The organism is Haladaptatus sp. ZSTT2, from assembly GCF_037081775.1.
Lineage (GTDB): Archaea > Halobacteriota > Halobacteria > Halobacteriales > Halococcaceae > QDMS2.
Genome location: NZ_JBAMHQ010000001.1, coordinates 1494483 through 1514611, shown reverse-complemented (window position 1 = coordinate 1514611; position 20129 = coordinate 1494483). Strand labels below are relative to the sequence as shown.

Sequence of the window (20129 nt, the reverse complement as noted above, 5' to 3'; positions counted from 1 at the left end):
GTTCTGCGTCAGTCGTCGCTCGGTTGCGCGATGGAGGTTCCAGCTCGAGCGTCTTTGATGTTGGTGTAGCCGATACGGACGAGCGCGAGTGCGAGTCCAATCAGTGTGAGTGCCAACACAATCTGTACGACCGCAGAGAGTTGGGCGCTTAGTGTTGCCTCGGCCATCCACGCGTCGCTCAAGAACTTGGCGTAGATATTCTCGTAGAACGCGAGCCAACCGAGCCCGAGGATGGTGATAGAGACCATCACCGCCATCGGGACGCCCGTCGAGATGAGCTGCTTGCTCTCGTCCCAGTTTGCAAGCCACACGGTCGCCGTCAGGAGTGCGAGGGCAGCGAGCAACTGATTCGCGCCGCCGAACAGCTGCCAGAGCGTGAGCCACGACCCACTCGTGATGAGGACGTAAGCGGGGACGGTCTGGATAACGGCGTTCGAGTAGCGGTTCGCGGCGAGCGATTCGACGCTCGATTCGGGCGTGCCCACGATTTCTTCCATCATGTAGCGCCCGAGACGCACGGCGGTGTCCGTACTGGTGAGCAGGAAGCTCACGAGCACGAGGCCCATGAACGGCGCACCGTAGGCCGCTGGAATGCCAAAGCTGGTGAGCATGATGCCACCGCCCGCTGCGAAGTTGGGCAGTGCCCGGCCGATGCCAGTGCCGGCGGTCACGCCAGCGATGGCGATCGTTCCGAGTGCGATGGTGGCGAGCAGGCCTTCGCCGAGCATGCCACCGTAGCCGATGACGCGGGCGTCAGATTCCTTGTGGAGCTGTTTCGAGGTCGTCCCCGAGGAGACGAGTGAGTGGAACCCGCTGATTGTCCCGCACGCGATGGTGATGAACAGCAACGGGAACAATGGCGTGGAACCGGTTGTCCCCCAGAAGCCGGCGAACGCCGGAATCTGGTCGCTGATGACGAGTGGCTGGCTTGGCGTGATTGCGCCGATGCCAAGCGCGCTGCCGAGCGTGCCGACGATGATGGCGAGCAGTGCGCCACCGACACCTGCGTAGAGCAGGAACGAGGAGAGGTAGTCACGCGGTTGCAGGAGCATCCACACCGGGAGGACGCTCGCTGCTGCGGCGTAAATCATGACGATTGGAATCCACGCCGCGACGTTTGCGTTGATAACGTTCGGAACGGGGAGTGGCCCGTTCAACAGGATGATGACGTTGCTCGGCCACGTCGCCGGTGTCTCGGCGAGCGGCGTGAGCGCGATTGGGTACTGGATACCGACCCAGACGCTTGCGAACACGCCAGCGACGAACACGACCGTTCCCGGGAGGAACGGCAGGTTCATCTGATAGAGGTACACCCCGAAGATGAACGCGAGCGCGATGTACAACAGACTCGCAGTTGCCGCCTGCGGATAGGCATTGAACACGATGCCAACCACGAGGGCGAACACCGCGACGACGAGGATGATGGTGAGGAAGGCGAACCAGAGCAGCATGTTCTTGCCGCGCTCGCCGACGTACTCACCGATGATGTATCCGATGGACTTCCCCTCGTGGCGGAGACTTGCCGCGAGCGAGACGAAGTCGTGAACACTGCCTAAAAGCGGGTTGCCGATGGCAATCCAGAGCAGTGCGGGGAACCAGCCCCACACTGCGGCGGCGGTGATGGGGCCGACAATCGGCGCACCGCCTGCAATACTTGAATAGTGATGGCCAAGGAGCACCGGCTTTTTCGCCGGAACGTACTCTTGCCCGTCTTCGTACTTGTGGGCGGGCGTTTCACGACTGTCATCCAGGTCAACGAACCGGGCGAGGTACCGCGAATAGCCCAGGTAGCCGACGGTGAACAGGATGAGCGATGTTAACACCAGCCAAATTATCTGTACCATGGTTGCGTGACTCATTCTCAACCATGGAGAAATCGTATATAAAGGTTAACTATTGTTTTACCTAGATGGATTGTCGCTTCCGGTGCAATAGTCTGCGTAAGCGTCTCGTTATTTCCAACTTCAAATTGTCAAATCAATAGCTAATTCGCTCGAAACATCGGTGAGGAACTCGCCTTTGATTTCGGAAATTCGCGTCTCGATTTCTGCGACGATGGGCGGGCCGAACACGTCGTGTGCGGTTTCGAGTCGCTCGCGCTCGGTCGCCACACGGTCGCGGAGATAGCGCGCCCCGCGCCCGTCTTCGTCCGGATCTGGTTCCGGTGTCAGGCGGTTTGCGACGAGACCCGCGACAAGCAACTCTTGGCTTTCGAGTTGCTCAATGGCACGCTCGCTTTCTCGAATCGAGAGCTGGTCTGGGTTGAACACGAGGAAGAAGGCCGCGTCCTCGCGGAGCGTTTCGGTGGCGAACTCGAACATCTCCTTTCGTTTTTGCAGGCGCTCGATGATGGGGTCGCCGTCCATCATGCGCCGCGGTTCGTTGTTGCCAATCGCCGCCCGCTCGTACAGCTTAACGCTCTGTTTTCGCTTGAGCAGCAGGCGTTGAATCCAGCCGTCGAGGAACTCAGGAAGCGAGAGCAACCGGAGGGTGCCGCCCGTGGGCGAAGTGTCGAACACGACGCGGTCGTACGTCGGGGAGTTTCGCATCACGTCCACGAACCGGTCGAACAGCGCCGCCTCGTAGGCGCCGGGCGTCTGGTGTGCCATCTCGATTTGGCGGTCGATTTGGTTGACCATCGCCGCGCTCACTTGGTCTGAGAGCGCGCGTTTGGTCTCCATGAGATGTCTCGAAACCTCCTCGTCGGGGTCGATTTCCATCGCGTCCAAGTTGGGGATGCCCTCGACCGAACTCGGCGTGTCCGTAAACTGCTGGTCGAACACATCTGAGGTGCTATGGGCGGGGTCAGTCGAAACCAGCAGTGTGTCCATGTCCGCGGTCGCACACTTGCGCGCGAACGCAGAGGAGACGGTGGTCTTGCCAACACCGCCTTTGCCGCCGAAGAAGACGAATTTGCGCATGGTTAGAAGTGGTACTGCTGGCCCTTGCGTTCGAGCATCGACCCACGGTCCCACATGCGCCGCTCCCATGCCTCGAACTCGTCTTCTAAGTACGGCAGGAGTTCTGCGGTGTAGTAGGAGATGGGGCTCGGGATGCCAAACGCGTCGGGGAAACACGCGAGCATGAAGTCGTCTTCTACGTCCTCTGCTTCCTTCTCTACGAGTTCGTAGGCCGGATGGGCAATCATCCCGTGATACAGCCCGGCCAACCACTCTTCGAGCACCTCCCGAAATGCCGCAATCCGCGCTGCGAGTGTCATCTGTTCACAACCTCCTGTGGTGTCGGATAAAACAGTGTCGCCTCCGCGTGCAACTCGGTAACACTGAAGGTGTTCCACAAGCGACGAAGCAGGCATGAACGCGGACGCCATTCCCGTCACGATTCTCTCGGGGAGCCTCGGTGCGGGGAAGACTACCTTGCTCAACCACCTCCTGCACAACGCGGGCGACCTCGACATCGCCGTGCTCGTAAACGACATGGGCGAAATCAACATCGACGCGGCGCTCGTGAGTGACAACTCAGAACTCTCGGTCGCAGACGGTGGCGTCACCGAACTCTCGAATGGCTGTATCTGCTGTGAGCTCCAAGACGACCTGAACGAAGCCGTCGTCCGCCTCGCACAGAACCGCGACTTCGACCACCTCGTCGTTGAGTCCTCTGGCATCAGCGAACCCGAACCCGTCGCCCGGCTGTTCACCACTGAGTCGCGCGCGGCGGCGCTCTATACCGTCGATTCACTCGTCACCGTCGTTGACTCACGGCTCTTTTTTGACGCCTTCGGCGGTGAGGGTATCCCGGAACGTCGCGACACAGACGACGCAGACACCCGTCCGCTCTCAGACCTGCTCATCGAACAGGTCGAGTTCTCGAATCTGGTCGTGTTGAACAAAACCGACCTCGTCACCGACGAGGAGTTAGAGACGGTGGCGGAACTGGTTCGCGCCCTCCGCCCGGACGCGGAACTTCGCTACACCTCGCATGGTGCACTCGACCCACACGAACTCCTCGGTCAGCATCTCTACAACCCGCAGACGGCGGCCGACGCGGCGGGCTGGAAACAGGCGCTCGCCGCAGACGACGAACACGACCACAGCCACGGGCACAGTCACCACGACCATGCCCACCCCGAGGCGGTGTACGGCGTCTCATCGTTTACCTTCCGCGCGCGACGGCCCTTCCACCCGACGCGCATCGCAGCCCTCCTCGGCGACCTGCCACGGGGCATCATCCGCTCGAAAGGGGCGTGCTGGGCGGCAGGCTGTGGCGACAACAAACTCGTTTTCGGGCAGGCAGGCCCGTCCGCGCGAATCGAGGTGTCGGGGCCGTGGATTGCGAGTCTGTCGGAACTCGACCAAGAACTCTACAAGGCAAATAGACCGAATCTCGACTGGGACGACGAGTGGGGCGACCGACGCACGGAACTCGTGTTCATTGGAACCGACTTACAGGAAGCCACCGTGCGCGAAAACCTCGAAGCCTGCTTGCTCACCAACGAGGAGATGGCCGCAGACTGGGACGCCTTTGAGAATCCACTGCCGACGGAACTCGGCGACCTCGTCGTGCTCGCAGAACCCTAACAGGCACAGCCGGTCGAACCGGGCGAGCGTTCGAACGCCATGTCGTCACCGCACGCGGGACACGCAGGCGGTGTTTCTCCCTCAAAGTTCAGGTCGAGGATGCGCTCTGCGCAGTCGTGACACCAGTAGGCACCTTTCGATTCTCGGGTTCCACCGCCGCGATTGGTCGATTGGGTGGACGCTTCGAACGTTTCTTTGAGTGTGTCGAGCAGGCCCATAGCTCTGTGCTCAGAGTCGTCGTGTATAGTACTATCTCGCGTGTCCGTGCCTCGCGCACGGCCGCTAGAGGAACGGGAGACTCAGGAGGACCATCACGAGCAACGCGGCGATGATACCGTAGAAGTAGCGTTCGAGGACAGCCTGTGCGGGGACCTCACCAGCGAGTTCGGGGCGGGCCACCCAGACCATCTGGTAGTAGATAACGGCCGCACAGCCGAGGAAAACGGCGATAGACGCGCCAACCGCCGTATGAATCGGCGCGCCCAGCGAAAGCACGTACACCGGCCCCGCAGAGAAGATGAGCAGGAACGCCGTACACAGGACGACGAGAAACGGGACGGGGTCTATTGGTTGGTTGCGACGAGTCCGAAGCGCCATACCTTATGGTACGCCATGACGTACCAAGAATGTGTCTTATCGATTATCACGGAACTACCTGCGGCAAACGGCCGATTCCAGCGAGTTTCTGCGGAGACACCCGACAGTATAAGTCACCGGAACGGCGAGAAAGGCCATGAGTCAGAAGTCACAGGGCGACCCGCGCGTCCTTTTCGTGATGAATCTCGTTCTCTCTGCGCTGTTTGCGACGGTGGTCGTCTGGGGTGCGTCGTTCATCGACTTGCTTGCGTTCACCTTTGAGAACGTCGCGACCGCCGCGCTCGTGTTGACCGCGCTCACCTATCTCGTCATCATGCGATAGTGTCGCGTCCGTGGGTCACATCCGGTCATTTATGGCAATCGGCGTTGCCCATACGAACAATGACCATCGAGGACCGCGGCGACGCGCAAGTCGTCACGCACGCACTGGCCAAAGACACGCTGTCGAAACTCAGAGACGTAAAGACCTCACAGGTAGCCTTCCGCAAAGGCCTCGTCAAGCTTGGGCGCATCTGTGGCTACGAAATCATCGACGGCGTCATGGAAACCGAGTACGTCACCATCCAGACGCCGATGCAGGAGACGACCGGCGAGCGCGTCAAAGGCTTAGATGACGTCGTCATCATCAACGTGCTCCGCGCGGCGACGCCGTTCGTCGAAGGCCTCCTCAAAGCGTTCCCCCGCGCGAAACAGGGCGTCATCAGCGCCGGACGCGACGAGGAAGCCGGGATGGCGGACGGCGAGTTCCCCATCACGATTGACTACGTGAAACTCCCCGAAATCAAGGAAACCGACACGGTCATCGTCGCAGACCCGATGCTCGCAACGGGCTCGACGATGTGCACCGTCTTAGAACACGTCCTCGAAGACGCACCAGACCCACAGGACCTCATCGTACTCTCTGCGGTGAGCGCGCCGCCAGGCCTGCTTCGTGTCGCGGATGCGGTTCCCGAAGCGGACATCCTCACCGTCGCTATCGATGACTACCTCGATGACGACGGCTACATCATCCCCGGCCTCGGTGACGCTGGCGACCGTGCGTTCCGCACCCAGTAATCTAGACTTATATCTTTTCAGCCAGATTTCGTGACATGAGCGATGCTCCCTGTGACGACTGCGGCGACGCCGTGGCCGATGCCCTGACGCGAACCGTCCGACTGAGCGTAGACCGGTCGCAGATTGACGCCCAACGCCTCTGTCCGGACTGTTTTGCCACTTGGATTGCCCGCTACCAGCGGGAGATGCAACCCGGCCCTGAAACCGTCGGTGACGGGTCGAGCGAAATCATCATCGACTGACCCTCCTGTTTCGGGTGGAAATCGCCTGCGGAAACTCGGATGCCGGCGCCGAAGTTCCGAACGAACTCAACCACTTTCATCTCTATAGCGAAAGATAGTCACACGAGTCGGTTGTCGTGGCCGCTCGCATCGCGGTGTCGCCACATCGAACCCTCTGGTTTCGGGTGGAAACCCACAGCAGGAAGTCGAATGTTCGGTGGGAAATCGCTACCGAAACAGACCCCTGTTTTTCTCGTGGGGGGTCCATATACCACGGCAGGCGTCCTCACTACTCGGTGGTCTGTCGGTGTGACTTCAGTCCGCTGACCGGCTTTTTCATGCAGGCATTCGTCTTGACCGTCCTATCAGCTAAACAAACTATAGTTGTTCTATATAGTTGTGTGCATCAATTATTCTAGTCACAAATAAAACAGTAAATTCTACCGAATCGTGACACTATGGTTTCGGTTTTGCGTGCATTACGAACTGCTGCTCAAACACTGGGCCCGTATTTTGCTCAAATATATAGACTCAAACATATTTGCCAATCTATCTATAGAGTCGAACGGGTCGTCACCGTGAGTGAATAAGCTTTTCATTCAGAGTCGCTATTACGGCAGTATGGCAGATAGCAATTCCAACCAATCAACTGGTTCGAACACAAGCCGTCGGACATTCATGCAGGTGGCTGGTGCCACAGGTATCGCCGCGCTCGCTGGTTGTACCGGAGGCGGCGGTGGCGACACGACCCGTCTCTCCTGGCACGCAGGCGGAACGGGCGGGACGTACTTCCCACTCTCGAACGAGTTCAAGACCATCGTCGAGGAGCACTCGGACTTCACATTGCAGGTGCAGTCGACCGGTGCATCTGTCGAGAACGTGGGGTCGCTCCAGTCTGGCGACGCGGACTTCGCGCTCATCCAGAACGACGTTGCCTACTTCGCAAAGAACGGTGAAGGCATCGAAGCGTTCGAGGGCAACCCCGTGGAGAACCTCCGTGGCGTCGCAACACTCTATCCAGAGACCATCACCCTCGTCACGCTGAAATCGACGGGTATCACCGAGCCGGCAGACCTCGCAGGCAAGACCATCAACACCGGTGACCTTGGCTCCGGGACACAGGTCAACGCCGTCCAGATTCTCGAAGCCATCGGCATCACCGACTACGAAGAGCAGAACGCCGGCTTCTCGACGGCCGCAGACCAGCTCAGAAACGGCGACATCGACGCCGCGTTCGTCGTCGGTGGGTGGCCAGTCGGTGCGATTTCCGACCTCGCCGCGAACAACGACATCGAAATCGTTTCGTTCACCGGCGACGCCCGCCAGAAAGTGCTCGACGCCGCCCCGTTCTACGCAGAGGACACCATCCCCGGTGGTACGTACGGGGGCGTGAGCGAGGACCGCGAGACGGTCTCCGTTAAGGCGATGATCGCCACGCGCGCCGAACTCGAAGCTGACACCGTCGAAGGCGTGACCGCGGCAATCTTCGACAACACCGACCAGCTGGAAATCAAAAAGAACTTTATCAGCAAGGAAACGGCTCAAGAGGGTATGTCGATTGACCTCCACGAAGGCGCAGCCGCCTACTTCGGCTAAGCACCTGTACCCTTTCGAACGCGCACTCATCTTTGCTGTCTCCTGAGACAATGTCCCAACATCGATACAAACTCGTTGCGCTTGCCGTGCTCTTGCTTGTCTGCAGTGCAGGGCTTGCGACAGCGATTCCGGGCGAACGCGTCCTCGTCGTCTCCGATGCAGACACTGGCGAGCAGTTACTGGCCGTCTCCGTCGAAGAAAACACGACGGTGAACCTTTCCTACATGCACAGCGTCGAAAAGACCCCCGTGTACGACATTTACGAAATTCACGGCGAGCGCCTTGATAACACGGAGATGCGCTTCCAGTCGTACGGCTGGGGGCTCCCGGCCCGAGAGGACGTCCACGCCGAAAACGGCTTTTTCGTATTCAACCCAGAAAATCGGTCGTATGATGAACTTTACGTCAAGCCGGGTCGTATCGCCTCTCATCGCTTGACCGTCGGTGACCAGACGTACGACCTCGTCTCGCTCTCTGACGCTCAATCCGTCAGCATCACCGTAGAGCGCCGCTCTGTGCTCTCAACCGCCCTCTCACTTGAACCATGACTGATACCACACAACCGGACGACCCCTCGGCTGTAGACGAACTATCCGAAGAAGAACAAGAAGCGTTGTTAAAGGAACTCGAACGAAAGCGGTCACTCCGTGGCGTCGCCTCGATTGTCGTCACGGTAATCGCACTCGCCTTCTCGACCTATCAGATGTGGCTTGCCGCACGCGGGTTTGAGTTCAACGTCACCCTCCCGTTCGTGGGCGAAGTTGGGTTTGGCCAGCTCCAGTCGCTCCAGCTAAACGCCATCCACGTCGTGTTCGCCCTCGTGATTGCGTTCTTACTCTTTCCGCCCTCGACCGGCGATGGCTTCGTCTCTGGCCGACTCGCCCGCCTGCATTCGTGGGTGCGTGAGTCTGCGGGCGAGAACAGCGCGGTCGCGGGTGTTGCAGACCGCGTGGCTGACTTTTTCTACTGGTTCATGGGCGACCGAAACATCGACCGCATCACACCCTACGACCTCGTGTTGGTACTCCTCGCGATGCTCGCGGGCCACTACTACCTCACGAACTTCGATGAAATCTTGAACCTCCGGGCGGTCGGCCTCGCGTCGGGTCGCACGCTCGGTGAGGTGTACACGTTCCTCGCCCCGCTCGACGCCCTGCCCATCATTGGAACCTCGTCGTGGGCGTATCTGCTCGGTATTATCGCCGTTTTGCTCGTCTTAGAGGCGACCCGCCGGGCGCTTGGGTTCTACTTGATGGCCATCGTGGGCTTTTTCATCGTCTATGCGAAGTTCGGCTGGCTCATCGCCCCCAACACGCCTTTCATTGGCGTGCTCTCGATTACGGACACGTCGTGGGGGCAAATCATCCGCAATCTCTGGTACACAGACCAAGGGATTCTCGGGGTTCCCGTGCGCGTCTCGCTTGAGTTCATCTACATCTTCATCCTGTTCGGGGCGTTCCTCGAAACCTCGGGGGCGGGTCAGTGGTTCATCGACCTCGCCTACTCCGTGACCGGGAAGCGCAAGGGTGGCCCGGCGAAGGCGTCGATTCTCGCTTCAGGCTTCATGGGAACCATCTCTGGGTCGTCGATTGCGAACACGGTGACGACCGGTGCGTTCACCATCCCGCTGATGAAGCGCTCTGGCTACCGCCCCGAGTTCGCGGGGGCGGTCGAAGCCTCGGCCTCCTCGGGTGGCCAGATTCTCCCGCCCGTCATGGGCGCGGCCGCGTTCCTCATCGTTGAGTACACGCTGACGCCGTACCCGGACGTCATCATTGCCGCCGCCATCCCCGCAATCGTGTTCTTCTTCGGTGTCTGGGTGATGGTCCACCTCGAAGCCTCTCGGCTCGACATCGGTGGCGTCGAAGGCGTTGACCTCGTCAACGTCGGTGACCACATGAAAAGCGGCTGGTTCTACCTCCTGCCGCTTGGCTTGCTGCTCTACTACCTCATCATCGTGCGCCTCTCTGTGGCCCGCTCTGCGTGGTTCACGCTGCTAGCCATCATGGCGCTCATCGTGGTGGTGGCCGCCTACAACGAACGGACGCGCGTCCCGCTCATCGGCTCTATCGTTGGCCTGTTCGCGCTACAGTTCGCTGCCTACCTGTTCACGGGAACGGGTCTCGTCGGCGCGGCACTCGGCGAGACGGGGCCTGCCCTAGGTGCCGTCGAAGCGCTGTTCGCCGCTGGCGGCTCGCTCGGCATCATCATGCTCGGCGTCGGCGTGGCGACGTTGCTCGCCCGGCCGAACATCGAGGCACCGCTGCTCGAATACGACGACCAAGTCGATGACGCAGCGGAGACGGTCGGCAATGTGCTCAACCGGGAACGGTTGATGGACACTGCGGCCGCACGGTACGCCACCTTCATCCTGAAGGCGATGGACGGCGGTGCGCGCACCGCGACCACCGTCGTCGTGGCTGTCGCTGCTGCCGGTATCATCCCGGGCGTCATCGCGACCTCCGGCCTCGGACCGAATCTGACGGCGCTTATTTTGAACATCGCAGGCACGTCGTTCGTCCTCTTGTTGATCATCACGGCTATCTCCTGTATCATCCTCGGGATGGGGATGCCGACCACCGTCACCTACATCATTCTGGTGTCGATGCTCGGGCCAGCGATGACCTCCTTTGGGATTCCGATTCTCGCAGCTCACCTGTTCATCCTCTACTTCGGCGTCATCGCAGACATCACGCCGCCAGTGGCCGTGGCTGCCTACGCCGCGTCCGGTGTCGCAAAATCCGACCCCTTCCAAACCGGGGTCGAAGCGTTCAGCCTCTCGCTGAACAAGGCGATCGTGCCGTTCGCGTTCGTCCTCTCGCCGGGCATCCTGCTCATCCGCGGGGTTGGGACGGGCGAGGAAGTCCACGTCCTGAACGCGGCCGACGTGCTCGACTTCGGATTCTTCATCCCTGAAGTCGTCTTGCCAATCATCGCCGTGTTCGTCGGCGTTGTCGGCCTCGGCGCGACGGTCATTGGCTACCTCTACACCGACGTGAGCCGCGTGAACCGTGCTGCCTTTGCACTCTCCGCGCTGTTGCTCATGGCTCCGGGGATGCTCACTGACGTTGTGAACTCGGTTGCGAACACGGGCGAACTCGGTATCGTGCAACTCGCGCTTCGCGGCGTGGGTGCTATCCTGTTCGTCCTGCTCGTCGTCACGAACCGTCGCGCCGCCGGTCCTCGGGCTGAGGGCGCGAGCGCGACTTCTGACACGACGGCATAATTTACAACTCGGTCACTCGATTTTTGCGCGGCCGCTCGTCGCACTTTGAATTCGGTCACGGAGCGTCGCGGCTTCAGAAACCGGTGTGCGCACTGAAAAAGAAACGTCCGCCTCGTAGGCCGCGTCGAACTCGTAGCCCGTCGATTCGATGATGCCGCGAACTGTGCCCGAATCGTCGTATTCGATGGTAATCGACACCTGCTCGTGGGGTCGTTCTTCTTTGATACCCGCCGCCTCAACCGCTTTCTTTGTCGCTTGTGAGTAGGCGCGAACCAGCCCACCAACGCCGAGGTTCGTCCCGCCGTAATAGCGCGTAATCACGACGACGACGTTCTCCAACTCCTCGTGTTTCAGGACGGAGAGCGCGGGTTTGCCCGCAGAGTTCGTCGGTTCGCCGTCGTCGCTCGCCCACTCGCGCAGCGGGTCTGCTCGTATTCGGTAGGCGGGCACGTTGTGCGTGGCGTCTGCGTACTCGTCGGAAACGGCGTCGATGAATGCCTCTGCGTCCTCGACGGTCGAGGCGGGCATGGCGTGGCCGATGAACTCAGACCCGCGCACGGAAACGCGGGCTTCGCCGCGGCCGAGAACGGTGCGATACGGGTCTGTCGTCATGTCCGATGGCTTCGACAGGCGCGCCTATACGCGTTACGAGAAGATGAGAAAAGCGAGGGCCAATGCCCTCTCCGGGAGAGAACGTGGTTCGATGGTGCCTCTGACTGCGACGGCGTAGACGGGTCGCGTCGTTTCAGTCCGTCGCCATGTGTACGTTTACGGCGCTTCTATTCAATCCATCGACCGAATTGGGGGGCTCAGCGGCGGGTTTTGTTACACGTGTTACTTACTCACGTCTAAGTCTTCGCCCACGCGGACGATGGCTTCGAGGTCGAAGCCACCCTCCGCTAAGTTCTCGACGGCGCCCTGATTGCGGTCGACGACCACGATGAGCCGAGAGACGGTTGCGCCGAGTTCGGTTTCGACGAACTGGGCGGTTTCGAGAATCGTGCCGCCGGTCGTCGTCACGTCTTCGAGGAGTGCAACCTTGTCGCCTTCCTCGATAGTTCCCTCGATGCGGGTGTCGGTGCCGTAGCCCTTCGCCTCCTTGCGGATGAACGCACCCTTGATGCCCGTCTTCATCGTCACCGCGGCGACGAGCGGCACTGCGCCCAACTCGGGGCCAGCTATCACGTCAATGTCGCTGTCTGCGAGCATCGACGCAATCTCATCGGCAATCGCTTCGAGCACCGCCGGTTGGGTCTCGAAGATATACTTATCCACGTAGTACGTCGAGGTCTCGCCGCTCGCCAGTTCGAACTCGCCGTACTTCACAGCGCCACACTCCTCGATAAGAGACGCAATGTCAGCCATTGCCAATTCGACTGCGAGAGGCGGCAAAAACGTTGTCTATTCGAGTTCGATTTTCCGGACGAACGGCAGGCGACGAATCTCATTGATGAGGTCGCCGGGCAGCTCGTCGTCCATGATGATGTAGAGGCGCGGTTCGTCGGTGAACTCCGGGTCTTCGCTGATGGTCTGGCGAATCGAGATGCCGTTGTCCGCGAGCAGGCCCGTCACCGTGGCGACGATGCCCGGTTCGTCTGCGTCCGCGACTTCGACGGTCAGCACGGTCAAATCGAGCACCGGCGCGAGGTCGCGCAGGCTCGGAATCGCGGAGATGTTCTCGAAGATACGTTTGAGTTCCTCGTCTGCGAGAATCGCGTCGGTCGTCGCGTCTACGACTCTGCGGTCTACGTCAATCTCGCGGGCGATGCCCGTGTTCGGGATTTCAATACCGCCAGAAACGACCCGGCCCTGTTCGTTCACCGAGAAGCCGCGTTCTAAGAGGAGGCGGATGACCGCCTGCTGGCTCGGGCTGCCCTCGAACTTCTGCATGATTTCGTCGAACATTCAGAGCGCACCTTTCGTACTCGGCGTGTCCGTCCGCCGCTCGTCGATTCGCGTCGCGTCGTCGAGGCTCCGGGCGAGGGCTTTGAACAGCGCCTCGACCTCGTGGTGGGCGTTGTCGCCGGTGACGCTCGCGTGCAGCGTCAGCCCGGCGTTCATGGCGAGCGACATGGCGAAGTGCTCTGCCATGTGGCTCGTGAACTCACCGATGTGATCTTGGGAGAACTCGCCTTCGAAGCCGAAGTAGGGGCGTCCCGAGATGTCCACAACCACCGACGCAACGGCCTCGTCCAGCGGTACCTTGCGGTCTGCGTAGCGGACGATGCCGCGTTTGTCGCCAAGTGCCTCGTCGAAGGCTTGGCCGAGGGTGATGGCCACGTCTTCTACGGTGTGGTGGTCGTCAATCTCCAAGTCGCCGTCACACCGCACTGTCAGGTCGAACAGCCCGTGGGTGGCGAATGCTTCGAGCATGTGGTCGAAAAAGCCGATGCCCGTGTCCACGACGGATTCGCCCTCGCCGTCGATTCCGAGGGTAACCTCGATGTCCGTCTCGGCCGTTTCGCGCGTGACGGCCGCCGAGCGTTCACTCATAGCAGGAAAAAGACTGTCCACCTACATGGTGGTTCCGTTTATCCGGGTTTACTCCAACGCCGCTTGCGCTTCTTCGAGCGAGAATCGCCCCTCGTACAGCGCACTCCCGACCACGACGGCGTCCGCCCCCGCATCTCGCAGCGCCACCACGTCCTCGATAGTCGCCACGCCGCCACTTGCAACGATTGGAATCTCGACTACTTCCGCAAGTCGTTTCACCGGCTCAGTCTGGACGCCTTCCAGCCTGCCCTCCACGTCCACGTCGGTGAAGAGAATCGCGCCCGCACCCAATTCCTCGTAGCGTTTGGCTGCCTCTGCCGGGTCGAGTCCCGTGCCCTCAGTCCATCCCGAAACCACGACTTCGCCACCTTTCGCGTCGAGCGAGACCATCACGCTGCCCGGATACTGTTCGTTGATTTCCTCGACAATCTCCGGATTCTCGATGGCGGCGGTTCCGAGAATCACGCGGTCAACGCCACGCGAGAGCAGGTCGAAGGCGTCTTCCGCAGTGCGAATTCCACCGCCTAGCTGCACGTCCACGTCCACAGCGTCGAGAATGGCTTCGACGGCCGTCGCGTTCTGTCGTTCGCCCTCGAACGCGCCGTCTAAGTCCACGAGGTGGAGGGTGGTCGCGCCCGCCGCAATCCACTTTTCTGCGGCTTCGACGGGGTCGCCGTAGGTCTTTTCCGTGCCGCGCTCGCCGCCGACGAGCTGGACGACCTGTCCGTCTTGCATGTCCACTGCCGGGATGACGCAAAACTCTGGAAATGCGCTCATTGCCCGGAGGTGGGGAGGGCGTGTGCGTAAAGCCCTCGGCTTCGGCAGGAACTGCTACTCGGCTTCGTCCTCGTCGGGTTCGACGAGCACCAGCGGGTTGCCGTACAAATCCTCGATGACGGCTTCGAGGCCGAACAGCCGTTCTGCCGGTTGCTGGCGAATCGTCACGTTGCCCTCCGCGAGTTGTTCGATGGTGCCCCGACAGTCGTGAACCACGTAGGCCCACGGCGTGGCGTTCCCGATTTGGGCGCGCATTCGCGCGGCGGTCTCCGGCCCGTGAAACTCGTCGTGTGGTTTTTCCAGTGCGATTGCCACTTCCGTCTGTGCCCATGGGGTCACCGTGACCCACCGAACGCCCGGTGCGACCTCCGTATCCTCACGCGGGACGAACCCGAGCGTGTTGGTGTAGAAGTCGAGCGCGTCGTCCTGGTCTTCGACATACACCGTGACGAACGCCAACCGTTCTATCATAGCCCAGTTACACCATTCGACAATATACCTCCGTTGGCCGTTTCCGAGGCCGACACGGTTTAACCGCCTCGTCCCCATCGATGTGACGTGCTTAGCGCGCTGCTCATCGTTGGCTTGCTCGTCGCTGCCTTTGTTGGTTTCAACATCGGTGGTTCCTCTACGGGCGTGGCCTTCGGCCCGGCTGTTGGCAGTCGCGTCATCTCGAAACTCGCCGCTGCCGCGTTGATGTCCGGCTTCGCCCTGCTCGGCGGCTGGACTGTGGGCCGCAACGTGGTCGAAACCATGGGTGGCCAAATCGTCCCACAGGACTACTTCACGCTCGCGGCGAGCGTCGCCATCCTGTTTTTCATCGGTCTCGCGCTGCTCATCTCGAACCTGTTTGGCGTCCCTGCTTCAACCTCGATGACCGCCGTCGGCGCGATTGCGGGCCTCGGCGTCGCTACCGGCAGCATCGACTGGGCCGTGATGGGCCACATCGTGAGCTGGTGGCTCGTCGCGCCCATCCTCGCCTTCTGGGTGTGTGCGGTCATCGGGCGCTATCTCTACCCCTATCTCGACCACTGGTTTGCCTTAGACCGAAGCGACGGCGCGTTCATCGAACTCGACCGCTCGGGGGTCATCCCGCGGCCCCACTTCGGAGAGACTGTGAGCCCGCGAAACATCCTCGGCGGCGTCCTCGTCATAGCCATTGGCTGTTACATGGCCTTCTCTGCGGGCGCGTCGAACGTCGCAAACGCCATCGCTCCGCTGTATGGCAACGGCGCTATCACGATGAATCAGGGCATCCTGCTCGCCGGGGGCGCAATCGGCCTCGGGGCGTTCACCATCGCCCGGCGCACCCTCGATACGGTTGGTAACGACCTGACGGACCTCCCGATTCTCGCCGCGCTCATCGTGGAAGTCGTGAGCGCGAGCCTGATTACGGGCCTCTCGTACCTCGGCATTCCCGCGAGCCTCGCCGTGAGCGCGACGATGTGCATCATCGGCCTCGGCTGGGGGCGCGCCACCCGAACCGTGACCATCTCACAGGCCGCGAGCGTCGCGGTCAGGGGAACTGCAGGCGGTGCGACGGCCGAAGACGGCGGCGTCTCGGTGAACGCGCTCACCGCAGAGCGCGAGGATACGGTGCCAAAGATTGGCGAACAGCAACCCGACTCCATCACCGCGAGCGAGCTGTTCGACCCGCAGGCGACGGGCAAAGTCATCATGCTCTGGTTGCTCACGCCGACGCTCGCCGCCGTCGCGTCATACCTACTCTTCCGCTTTGCCCCGTTTCTGTGAGCATCCCGCCTGATTTATCATGACCTCGCAAACAGCAAGGTCTAACAAGCAGGCGACCCAACCGAGCCATGATGCCCACGGTAGAATACCTCAACTACGAAGTACTGGACGACCAGGGCTGGGACATGGACGACGACGACCTCTTCGAGCAGGCTGCAGACGCCGGTCTCGACGCAGAGGACTACGGTACCCTCGAAGTCAACCAGGGCGAGTACGTCCTCGAAGCCGCAGAGGCACAGGGCTACGACTGGCCATTCTCGTGCCGTGCTGGTGCCTGTGCAAACTGCGCAGCCATCATCATGGAAGGCGAAATCGAGATGGACATGCAGCAGATTCTCTCCGACGAAGAAGTCGAGGAGAAGGGCGTCCGCCTGACCTGCATCGGCAGCCCTGCCGCTGACGAGATCAAAATCGTCTACAACGCAAAGCACCTCGACTACCTGCAGAACCGCGTCATCTAAACGCTTCCCTGCAACCTTTTCCGCGCTGCTACAGCCGTGAGCCACAGCACTCGCCCACCACAAACGCTTATCTCGCTTGAGTGTCCGTATTCTGTCAGTGTTCGCTTCGATTCCAGACCTCCTGCGGCTTCTCATCATTCCGGTTCTCGGGTGGGCGGCGTGGCGCGATATCAAGACGCGCCGGGTGCCAAACGCGACGTGGATTCCCCTCGCACTCCTCGCCGTCTCGCTGTTCGCCTGGGACGGCTATACCGCCTACACCAGCAGCGCGTTCGCCCGCCAGTTGTTCCTCATCCGTGCAGGCCTCAGCGTCGGCCTCGTCATCCCGCTCAGCTACCTGTTCTGGCGCATCGGCGGCTTTGGCGGCGCAGACGCGAAGGCGATGTTCGTCCTCGCCGTCCTGTTCCCGACGTTTCCCGTCTATCGTGTCGCGGACACGGTGCTCCCCTACGCCTGGACGCCGATTGGCGTCTTCTCGCTCACCATCCTCACGAACACCGTCCTCATCGGGCTGTTCTACCCGGTGGTGCTGACGCTTAGAAACGCCCTCTCTGGCAACGTCTCTGCGGTGATGTTCGTCGGCAGACCCGTCTCGTGGCAGCGAGTCACCCAATCCTATGGCCGCCTGCTCGAAACGCCTGCAGGCTTTACGCGCGGCGGTCTCGACATCGACGCGCTGCGGATGTACCTGCGCTATCGCGGGCTGACGCTCGAAGCCGTCAGAGGCGATCCTGATACGTACCGCGACCCGCGGTCGCTTCCCGCAGAGCCGAATCCGCCGGGCGACGGTGCGCTCACCGACGGTGGCGTCGAACTCGAAGCGACCGAACCCGACCCCGCAGACCCCACCGCAAACGACCCGTGGGGCGCACAGGCGTTTCTCGACGACATCGACCACTCGGCCTACGGCACCACGCCCGCCCAACTGCGCGAGGGACTCGACTTACTCGTCACCGCAGACGAGGTGTGGGTGTCGCCGGGTGTGCCGTTCATCGTCCCGCTGTTTTTCGGCCTGCTCGTCGCGCTCACCTACGGCGACGTGCTGTATTCGCTGTTGCAGGCGCTCGGACTCGCGTGAAAAGACTCAAAGCCGCCTCCTCCCTTCTCCCGACTATGATTGACCTCGCGTTCGACGAGAACGGCCTGCTCCCAGCCATCACACAGGACGATGAGACGGGCGAGGTGCTGATGCTCGCCTACGTCACTGAAGAAGCCGTTGCGAAAACCGAGGAGACCGGATTTGCCCACTACTACTCGCGTTCGCGCGACGAACTCTGGAAGAAGGGGGCAACCAGCGGCCACGTCCAGCACGTCTCCGATATTCGCGTCGATTGTGATGGCGACACCCTACTCTACCTCGTCCAGCAGGACGGCGGCGGGGCCTGTCACACGGGCTATCGCTCATGTTTCTACCGCACGCTCTCGGGTGAAGTGGTCGGTGAAAAGGCGTTCGACCCGGAGGAGGTCTACTGAGTCGCTTCTTCTTTCTCGGCTTCGATGGCTTCTTCTTTGGCCGCAATCAGCGCGTCGTACATCCCGTCTGCGAGTTCCTGTGCGCGGTGGATGCCGCGGGCTTCGGCGTAGATGCGGATGAGCGGTTCGGTGCCGCTCGGGCGGACGAGCACCCACGCATCGCCGTAGTCGAGGCGGAAGCCGTCGATGGTCGAAAGTTCCGCAGACGCCTTCTCTGCTTGCTGCTCTGCGGCGTGCAGCATCGCGTCGTACTCGGCGTCGGAGTCGTAGTGAATCTTCGTCCGGACGTTCTCGTAGCCCTCGAAGCGGTTTACGACCTCGCTCGCGGTGCGGTCTGCGAGCAGTTCGAGGAACTTCGCGGCGGTGTACGCCCCATCACGGGCAAGCCGATAGTCGGGGAACAACACGCCGCCGTTGCCCTCTCCGGCGACTGGGACGTGCACGTCGCCCCGCTGGAGTTCTTCGATGCGCGTAATGATGTTCGTGCTTCCCACCGGCGTGAGTTCGAGCGACGCACCGATTTCGGTGGTCAGGTCAACGAGGCGCTGGGAGACGTTTACCGCCGAGACGGTGGCGTCGTCGGGCGTGAGTTCAGCCTCCGCAAGCGCGGCGAGCGTGGCGTCACCTTCGATGTAGCGCCCTTTCTCGTCGTAGAAGATGGCGCGGTCTGCGTCGCCGTCGTGGGCGATGCCGATATCCGCACCCGACGCCCGGACGAGGCGGCCGAGGTCTGCAAGATTTTCGGGGATGGGTTCGGGGTCGCGTCCGGGGAAGTGGCCGTCCGGTTGGGCGTTTACGGTCACGACCTCGCAGCCGAGTTCGCGGAAGAAGTCGGGGCTGGTGAGCGAGCCTGCGCCGTGGCCCGGGTCGAGGGCGACGGTCAGGTTCGCCGCGGCGATTTGCTCGCGGTCGACCGAGTCGAGGAGTTCTTCGACGTACGCATCGCGTGCGCCATCGACGACGCGGGTAGTGCCCGTCTCGTTCCACGCTACCTTGTCGAACTTCTCCCCGAGAATGGTGCCCTCGACGCGTTCGAGCTGGTGTTTCGAGAGTTCGACGCCGTCGTCACCGATGAGTTTGATGCCGTTGTACTCCGGCGGGTTGTGACTCGCCGTAATCATGAGCCCGGGGACGCCTTCGCGCTCGGCATATGCCTGTAAGCCCGGCGTCGGGATGATGCCGAGGCGGTCTACGTTCGCCCCGGTGCTCGCAAGCCCGCTCGCGGCGGCGTCTGCGAACATCCGTCCAGTGGTTCGTGTGTCTCGGCCAACGGCGACGCGGTCTGCGTTCCAGACCGTTCCAGCGGCCGCGGCGACGCGCAGGGCGAACGAGGGCGTGAGTTCGATATTCGCCACCCCACGGGTGCCACTCGACCCGAATACTTTCATTGTCGAATCCCTAGCGGCGGCCAATTGAAAGCCTTGCGACGTTCTCCGGCGGGTGTGTGGCAGTCTCGGGCAGGATTCGACGGTCAGGTGTGCACGGCGTGATAAACCAGTAACGGAGATATCAAACCGACCACCTTGCTCTGTTTTGCCCTACTCGCTACCGGTTGCCTCCGGCGTTCGTCGCCCCCAGAGAAGGGACAGCGCGTTGCCCACACCGACGACGACCGCGAATTTTGCCAAATCTGGACTCACCCCTGCGAGCAACACAGCCCCGCCAGCGACGCCCATCACGACGAATCCGAGTTCCATGTAGTCCGGAACGGCGTCGTACACAGCCCGGAGCGACCCACCTGCAAAGACGAATGCGTAGCCACAGAGTAGTCCCAACACCGTTGGAGCGATGTCATTGGTGATTCCCCACGCCACCACCGTCGCCACAAACAGCGCAAGCCCTTTCGAAACGGTGCGTTGAGTTTTCAAGTGCACAACAAAGCGTTCGCTGAGGGATGGATAAATTAGCTCTGGATGACATGTCCGTGTCGGTGAAAAAC

Annotated in this window: 24 protein-coding genes; 11 read left to right on the top strand and 13 right to left on the bottom strand. The window is 61.3% G+C overall.

Annotated elements, in window-relative coordinates; genetic code table 11:
* Positions 1 to 8 precede the first annotated feature (8 nt).
* The 3 genes from V5N13_RS08275 to V5N13_RS08265 form a co-directional block, all read right to left on the bottom strand.
* Entirely contained in the window at positions 9 to 1844 is a 1836-nt protein-coding gene (locus tag V5N13_RS08275) for a carbon starvation CstA family protein (RefSeq protein WP_336361425.1), read from the bottom strand.
* A gap of 120 nt (positions 1845 to 1964) precedes the next feature.
* Positions 1965 to 2921, bottom strand: a complete 957-nt coding sequence (locus V5N13_RS08270; protein ID WP_336360379.1) for an ArsA family ATPase — start codon at positions 2919 to 2921, stop codon at positions 1965 to 1967.
* A 2-nt stretch (positions 2922 to 2923) separates the two neighbouring features.
* Entirely contained in the window at positions 2924 to 3220 is a 297-nt protein-coding gene (locus V5N13_RS08265) for a hypothetical protein (RefSeq protein ID WP_332897430.1), read from the bottom strand.
* Between the two features lie 94 nt (positions 3221 to 3314).
* Between V5N13_RS08265 and V5N13_RS08260 the strand changes: the two genes are divergently transcribed.
* Entirely contained in the window at positions 3315 to 4538 is a 1224-nt protein-coding gene (locus tag V5N13_RS08260) for a CobW family GTP-binding protein (RefSeq protein WP_336360378.1), read from the top strand.
* Here V5N13_RS08260 and V5N13_RS08255 read toward each other — a convergent pair.
* Both V5N13_RS08255 and V5N13_RS08250 read right to left on the bottom strand, forming a co-directional pair.
* Positions 4535 to 4756 carry a hypothetical protein gene (locus tag V5N13_RS08255; protein WP_336360377.1) on the bottom strand — a complete coding sequence of 74 codons (222 nt, stop codon included), beginning with the start codon at positions 4754 to 4756 and terminating at the stop codon, positions 4535 to 4537. The two genes, V5N13_RS08260 and V5N13_RS08255, sit on opposite strands and share 4 nt — an antisense overlap.
* A 64-nt stretch (positions 4757 to 4820) precedes the next feature.
* Positions 4821 to 5135: a hypothetical protein gene (locus V5N13_RS08250; RefSeq protein ID WP_336360376.1), complete on the bottom strand. Its 315-nt coding sequence runs from the start codon at positions 5133 to 5135 to the stop codon at positions 4821 to 4823.
* Positions 5136 to 5271: 136 nt separating this feature from the next.
* On the opposite strand from V5N13_RS08250, the gene V5N13_RS08245 reads away from it, so the two are divergent.
* The 6 genes from V5N13_RS08245 to V5N13_RS08220 all read left to right on the top strand — a co-directional run bounded on the left by V5N13_RS08245 (position 5272) and on the right by V5N13_RS08220 (position 11234).
* Positions 5272 to 5457, top strand: a complete 186-nt coding sequence (locus tag V5N13_RS08245; protein ID WP_336360375.1) for a hypothetical protein — start codon at positions 5272 to 5274, stop codon at positions 5455 to 5457.
* 59 nt (positions 5458 to 5516) lie between these two features.
* Positions 5517 to 6191: a uracil phosphoribosyltransferase gene (gene upp / locus V5N13_RS08240; RefSeq protein WP_332897425.1), complete on the top strand. Its 675-nt coding sequence runs from the start codon at positions 5517 to 5519 to the stop codon at positions 6189 to 6191.
* 35 nt (positions 6192 to 6226) lie between these two features.
* Complete coding sequence (locus tag V5N13_RS08235; protein WP_336360374.1) at positions 6227 to 6433, top strand: DUF7569 family protein; 207 nt, start codon at positions 6227 to 6229, stop codon at positions 6431 to 6433.
* Between the two features lie 600 nt (positions 6434 to 7033).
* On the top strand, positions 7034 to 8008 hold the full coding sequence (locus V5N13_RS08230) for a TAXI family TRAP transporter solute-binding subunit (RefSeq protein WP_336360373.1): 975 nt from the start codon (positions 7034 to 7036) through the stop codon (positions 8006 to 8008).
* A gap of 50 nt (positions 8009 to 8058) precedes the next feature.
* The gene (locus V5N13_RS08225) at positions 8059 to 8556 is read left to right on the top strand and encodes a DUF1850 domain-containing protein (protein WP_336360372.1); all 498 of its coding nucleotides are present in this window, start codon (positions 8059 to 8061) and stop codon (positions 8554 to 8556) included.
* Positions 8553 to 11234 carry a TRAP transporter permease gene (locus V5N13_RS08220; RefSeq protein WP_336360371.1) on the top strand — a complete coding sequence of 894 codons (2682 nt, stop codon included), beginning with the start codon at positions 8553 to 8555 and terminating at the stop codon, positions 11232 to 11234. Before V5N13_RS08225 ends, V5N13_RS08220 begins: the two co-directional genes overlap by 4 nt.
* A 12-nt stretch (positions 11235 to 11246) precedes the next feature.
* Here V5N13_RS08220 and V5N13_RS08215 read toward each other — a convergent pair whose 3' ends face one another.
* The 6 genes from V5N13_RS08215 to V5N13_RS08190 all read right to left on the bottom strand — a co-directional run bounded on the left by V5N13_RS08215 (position 11247) and on the right by V5N13_RS08190 (position 14975).
* Positions 11247 to 11846, bottom strand: coding sequence for an IMPACT family protein (locus V5N13_RS08215; protein ID WP_336360370.1), 600 nt, complete (start codon positions 11844 to 11846; stop codon positions 11247 to 11249).
* A gap of 222 nt (positions 11847 to 12068) precedes the next feature.
* Positions 12069 to 12599, bottom strand: coding sequence for an orotate phosphoribosyltransferase (pyrE, locus tag V5N13_RS08210; RefSeq protein ID WP_336360369.1), 531 nt, complete (start codon positions 12597 to 12599; stop codon positions 12069 to 12071).
* A gap of 36 nt (positions 12600 to 12635) precedes the next feature.
* Positions 12636 to 13139 (bottom strand): ACT domain-containing protein, encoded by a 504-nt coding sequence (locus tag V5N13_RS08205; protein WP_332897418.1) that lies wholly within the window; start codon positions 13137 to 13139, stop codon positions 12636 to 12638.
* Entirely contained in the window at positions 13140 to 13727 is a 588-nt protein-coding gene (gene hisB, locus V5N13_RS08200) for an imidazoleglycerol-phosphate dehydratase HisB (RefSeq protein WP_332897417.1), read from the bottom strand.
* A gap of 48 nt (positions 13728 to 13775) precedes the next feature.
* Entirely contained in the window at positions 13776 to 14504 is a 729-nt protein-coding gene (gene hisA / locus V5N13_RS08195; RefSeq protein ID WP_336360368.1) for a 1-(5-phosphoribosyl)-5-[(5-phosphoribosylamino)methylideneamino]imidazole-4-carboxamide isomerase, read from the bottom strand.
* A 54-nt stretch (positions 14505 to 14558) separates the two neighbouring features.
* Positions 14559 to 14975, bottom strand: a complete 417-nt coding sequence (locus V5N13_RS08190) for a VOC family protein (protein WP_332897415.1) — start codon at positions 14973 to 14975, stop codon at positions 14559 to 14561.
* Between the two features lie 87 nt (positions 14976 to 15062).
* Here V5N13_RS08190 and V5N13_RS08185 point away from each other — a divergent pair, with 87 nt between their 5' ends.
* From V5N13_RS08185 to hisI, 4 genes are all read left to right on the top strand, one after another.
* Positions 15063 to 16256, top strand: a complete 1194-nt coding sequence (locus V5N13_RS08185) for an inorganic phosphate transporter (protein WP_336360367.1) — start codon at positions 15063 to 15065, stop codon at positions 16254 to 16256.
* 71 nt (positions 16257 to 16327) lie between these two features.
* A complete protein-coding gene (gene fer, locus V5N13_RS08180; RefSeq protein WP_332897413.1) occupies positions 16328 to 16717 on the top strand; it encodes a ferredoxin Fer in 390 nt (129 codons plus the stop codon).
* A gap of 97 nt (positions 16718 to 16814) precedes the next feature.
* A complete protein-coding gene (locus V5N13_RS08175; protein WP_336360366.1) occupies positions 16815 to 17795 on the top strand; it encodes an A24 family peptidase in 981 nt (326 codons plus the stop codon).
* Positions 17796 to 17830: 35 nt separating this feature from the next.
* The gene (hisI, locus tag V5N13_RS08170; protein ID WP_336360365.1) at positions 17831 to 18190 is read left to right on the top strand and encodes a phosphoribosyl-AMP cyclohydrolase; all 360 of its coding nucleotides are present in this window, start codon (positions 17831 to 17833) and stop codon (positions 18188 to 18190) included.
* On the opposite strand, the gene glmM is transcribed toward hisI, so the two are convergent.
* Together glmM and V5N13_RS08160 are read right to left on the bottom strand one after the other, a co-directional pair.
* Positions 18184 to 19578, bottom strand: coding sequence for a phosphoglucosamine mutase (glmM, locus tag V5N13_RS08165; RefSeq protein WP_336360364.1), 1395 nt, complete (start codon positions 19576 to 19578; stop codon positions 18184 to 18186). The two genes, hisI and glmM, sit on opposite strands and share 7 nt — an antisense overlap.
* Positions 19579 to 19728: 150 nt before the next feature.
* Positions 19729 to 20064 carry a hypothetical protein gene (locus V5N13_RS08160; RefSeq protein ID WP_336360363.1) on the bottom strand — a complete coding sequence of 112 codons (336 nt, stop codon included), beginning with the start codon at positions 20062 to 20064 and terminating at the stop codon, positions 19729 to 19731.
* Between the last annotated feature and the right edge of the window lie 65 nt (positions 20065 to 20129).

Excerpts from the sequence above, each read along its gene's own strand:
- V5N13_RS08275 (WP_336361425.1), bottom strand. The coding sequence starts at position 1,844 with ATGGTACAGATAATTTGGCTGGTGTTAACATCGCTCATCCTGTTCACC.
- V5N13_RS08270 (WP_336360379.1), bottom strand. The coding sequence starts at position 2,921 with ATGCGCAAATTCGTCTTCTTCGGCGGCAAAGGCGGTGTTGGCAAGACC.
- V5N13_RS08265 (WP_332897430.1), bottom strand. The coding sequence starts at position 3,220 with ATGACACTCGCAGCGCGGATTGCGGCATTTCGGGAGGTGCTCGAAGAG.
- V5N13_RS08260 (WP_336360378.1), top strand. The coding sequence starts at position 3,315 with ATGAACGCGGACGCCATTCCCGTCACGATTCTCTCGGGGAGCCTCGGT.
- V5N13_RS08255 (WP_336360377.1), bottom strand. The coding sequence starts at position 4,756 with ATGGGCCTGCTCGACACACTCAAAGAAACGTTCGAAGCGTCCACCCAA.
- V5N13_RS08250 (WP_336360376.1), bottom strand. The coding sequence starts at position 5,135 with ATGGCGCTTCGGACTCGTCGCAACCAACCAATAGACCCCGTCCCGTTT.
- V5N13_RS08245 (WP_336360375.1), top strand. The coding sequence starts at position 5,272 with ATGAGTCAGAAGTCACAGGGCGACCCGCGCGTCCTTTTCGTGATGAAT.
- upp (WP_332897425.1), top strand. The coding sequence starts at position 5,517 with ATGACCATCGAGGACCGCGGCGACGCGCAAGTCGTCACGCACGCACTG.
- V5N13_RS08235 (WP_336360374.1), top strand. The coding sequence starts at position 6,227 with ATGAGCGATGCTCCCTGTGACGACTGCGGCGACGCCGTGGCCGATGCC.
- V5N13_RS08230 (WP_336360373.1), top strand. The coding sequence starts at position 7,034 with ATGGCAGATAGCAATTCCAACCAATCAACTGGTTCGAACACAAGCCGT.
- V5N13_RS08225 (WP_336360372.1), top strand. The coding sequence starts at position 8,059 with ATGTCCCAACATCGATACAAACTCGTTGCGCTTGCCGTGCTCTTGCTT.
- V5N13_RS08220 (WP_336360371.1), top strand. The coding sequence starts at position 8,553 with ATGACTGATACCACACAACCGGACGACCCCTCGGCTGTAGACGAACTA.
- V5N13_RS08215 (WP_336360370.1), bottom strand. The coding sequence starts at position 11,846 with ATGACGACAGACCCGTATCGCACCGTTCTCGGCCGCGGCGAAGCCCGC.
- pyrE (WP_336360369.1), bottom strand. The coding sequence starts at position 12,599 with ATGGCTGACATTGCGTCTCTTATCGAGGAGTGTGGCGCTGTGAAGTAC.
- V5N13_RS08205 (WP_332897418.1), bottom strand. The coding sequence starts at position 13,139 with ATGTTCGACGAAATCATGCAGAAGTTCGAGGGCAGCCCGAGCCAGCAG.
- hisB (WP_332897417.1), bottom strand. The coding sequence starts at position 13,727 with ATGAGTGAACGCTCGGCGGCCGTCACGCGCGAAACGGCCGAGACGGAC.
- hisA (WP_336360368.1), bottom strand. The coding sequence starts at position 14,504 with ATGAGCGCATTTCCAGAGTTTTGCGTCATCCCGGCAGTGGACATGCAA.
- V5N13_RS08190 (WP_332897415.1), bottom strand. The coding sequence starts at position 14,975 with ATGATAGAACGGTTGGCGTTCGTCACGGTGTATGTCGAAGACCAGGAC.
- fer (WP_332897413.1), top strand. The coding sequence starts at position 16,328 with ATGCCCACGGTAGAATACCTCAACTACGAAGTACTGGACGACCAGGGC.
- hisI (WP_336360365.1), top strand. The coding sequence starts at position 17,831 with ATGATTGACCTCGCGTTCGACGAGAACGGCCTGCTCCCAGCCATCACA.
- glmM (WP_336360364.1), bottom strand. The coding sequence starts at position 19,578 with ATGAAAGTATTCGGGTCGAGTGGCACCCGTGGGGTGGCGAATATCGAA.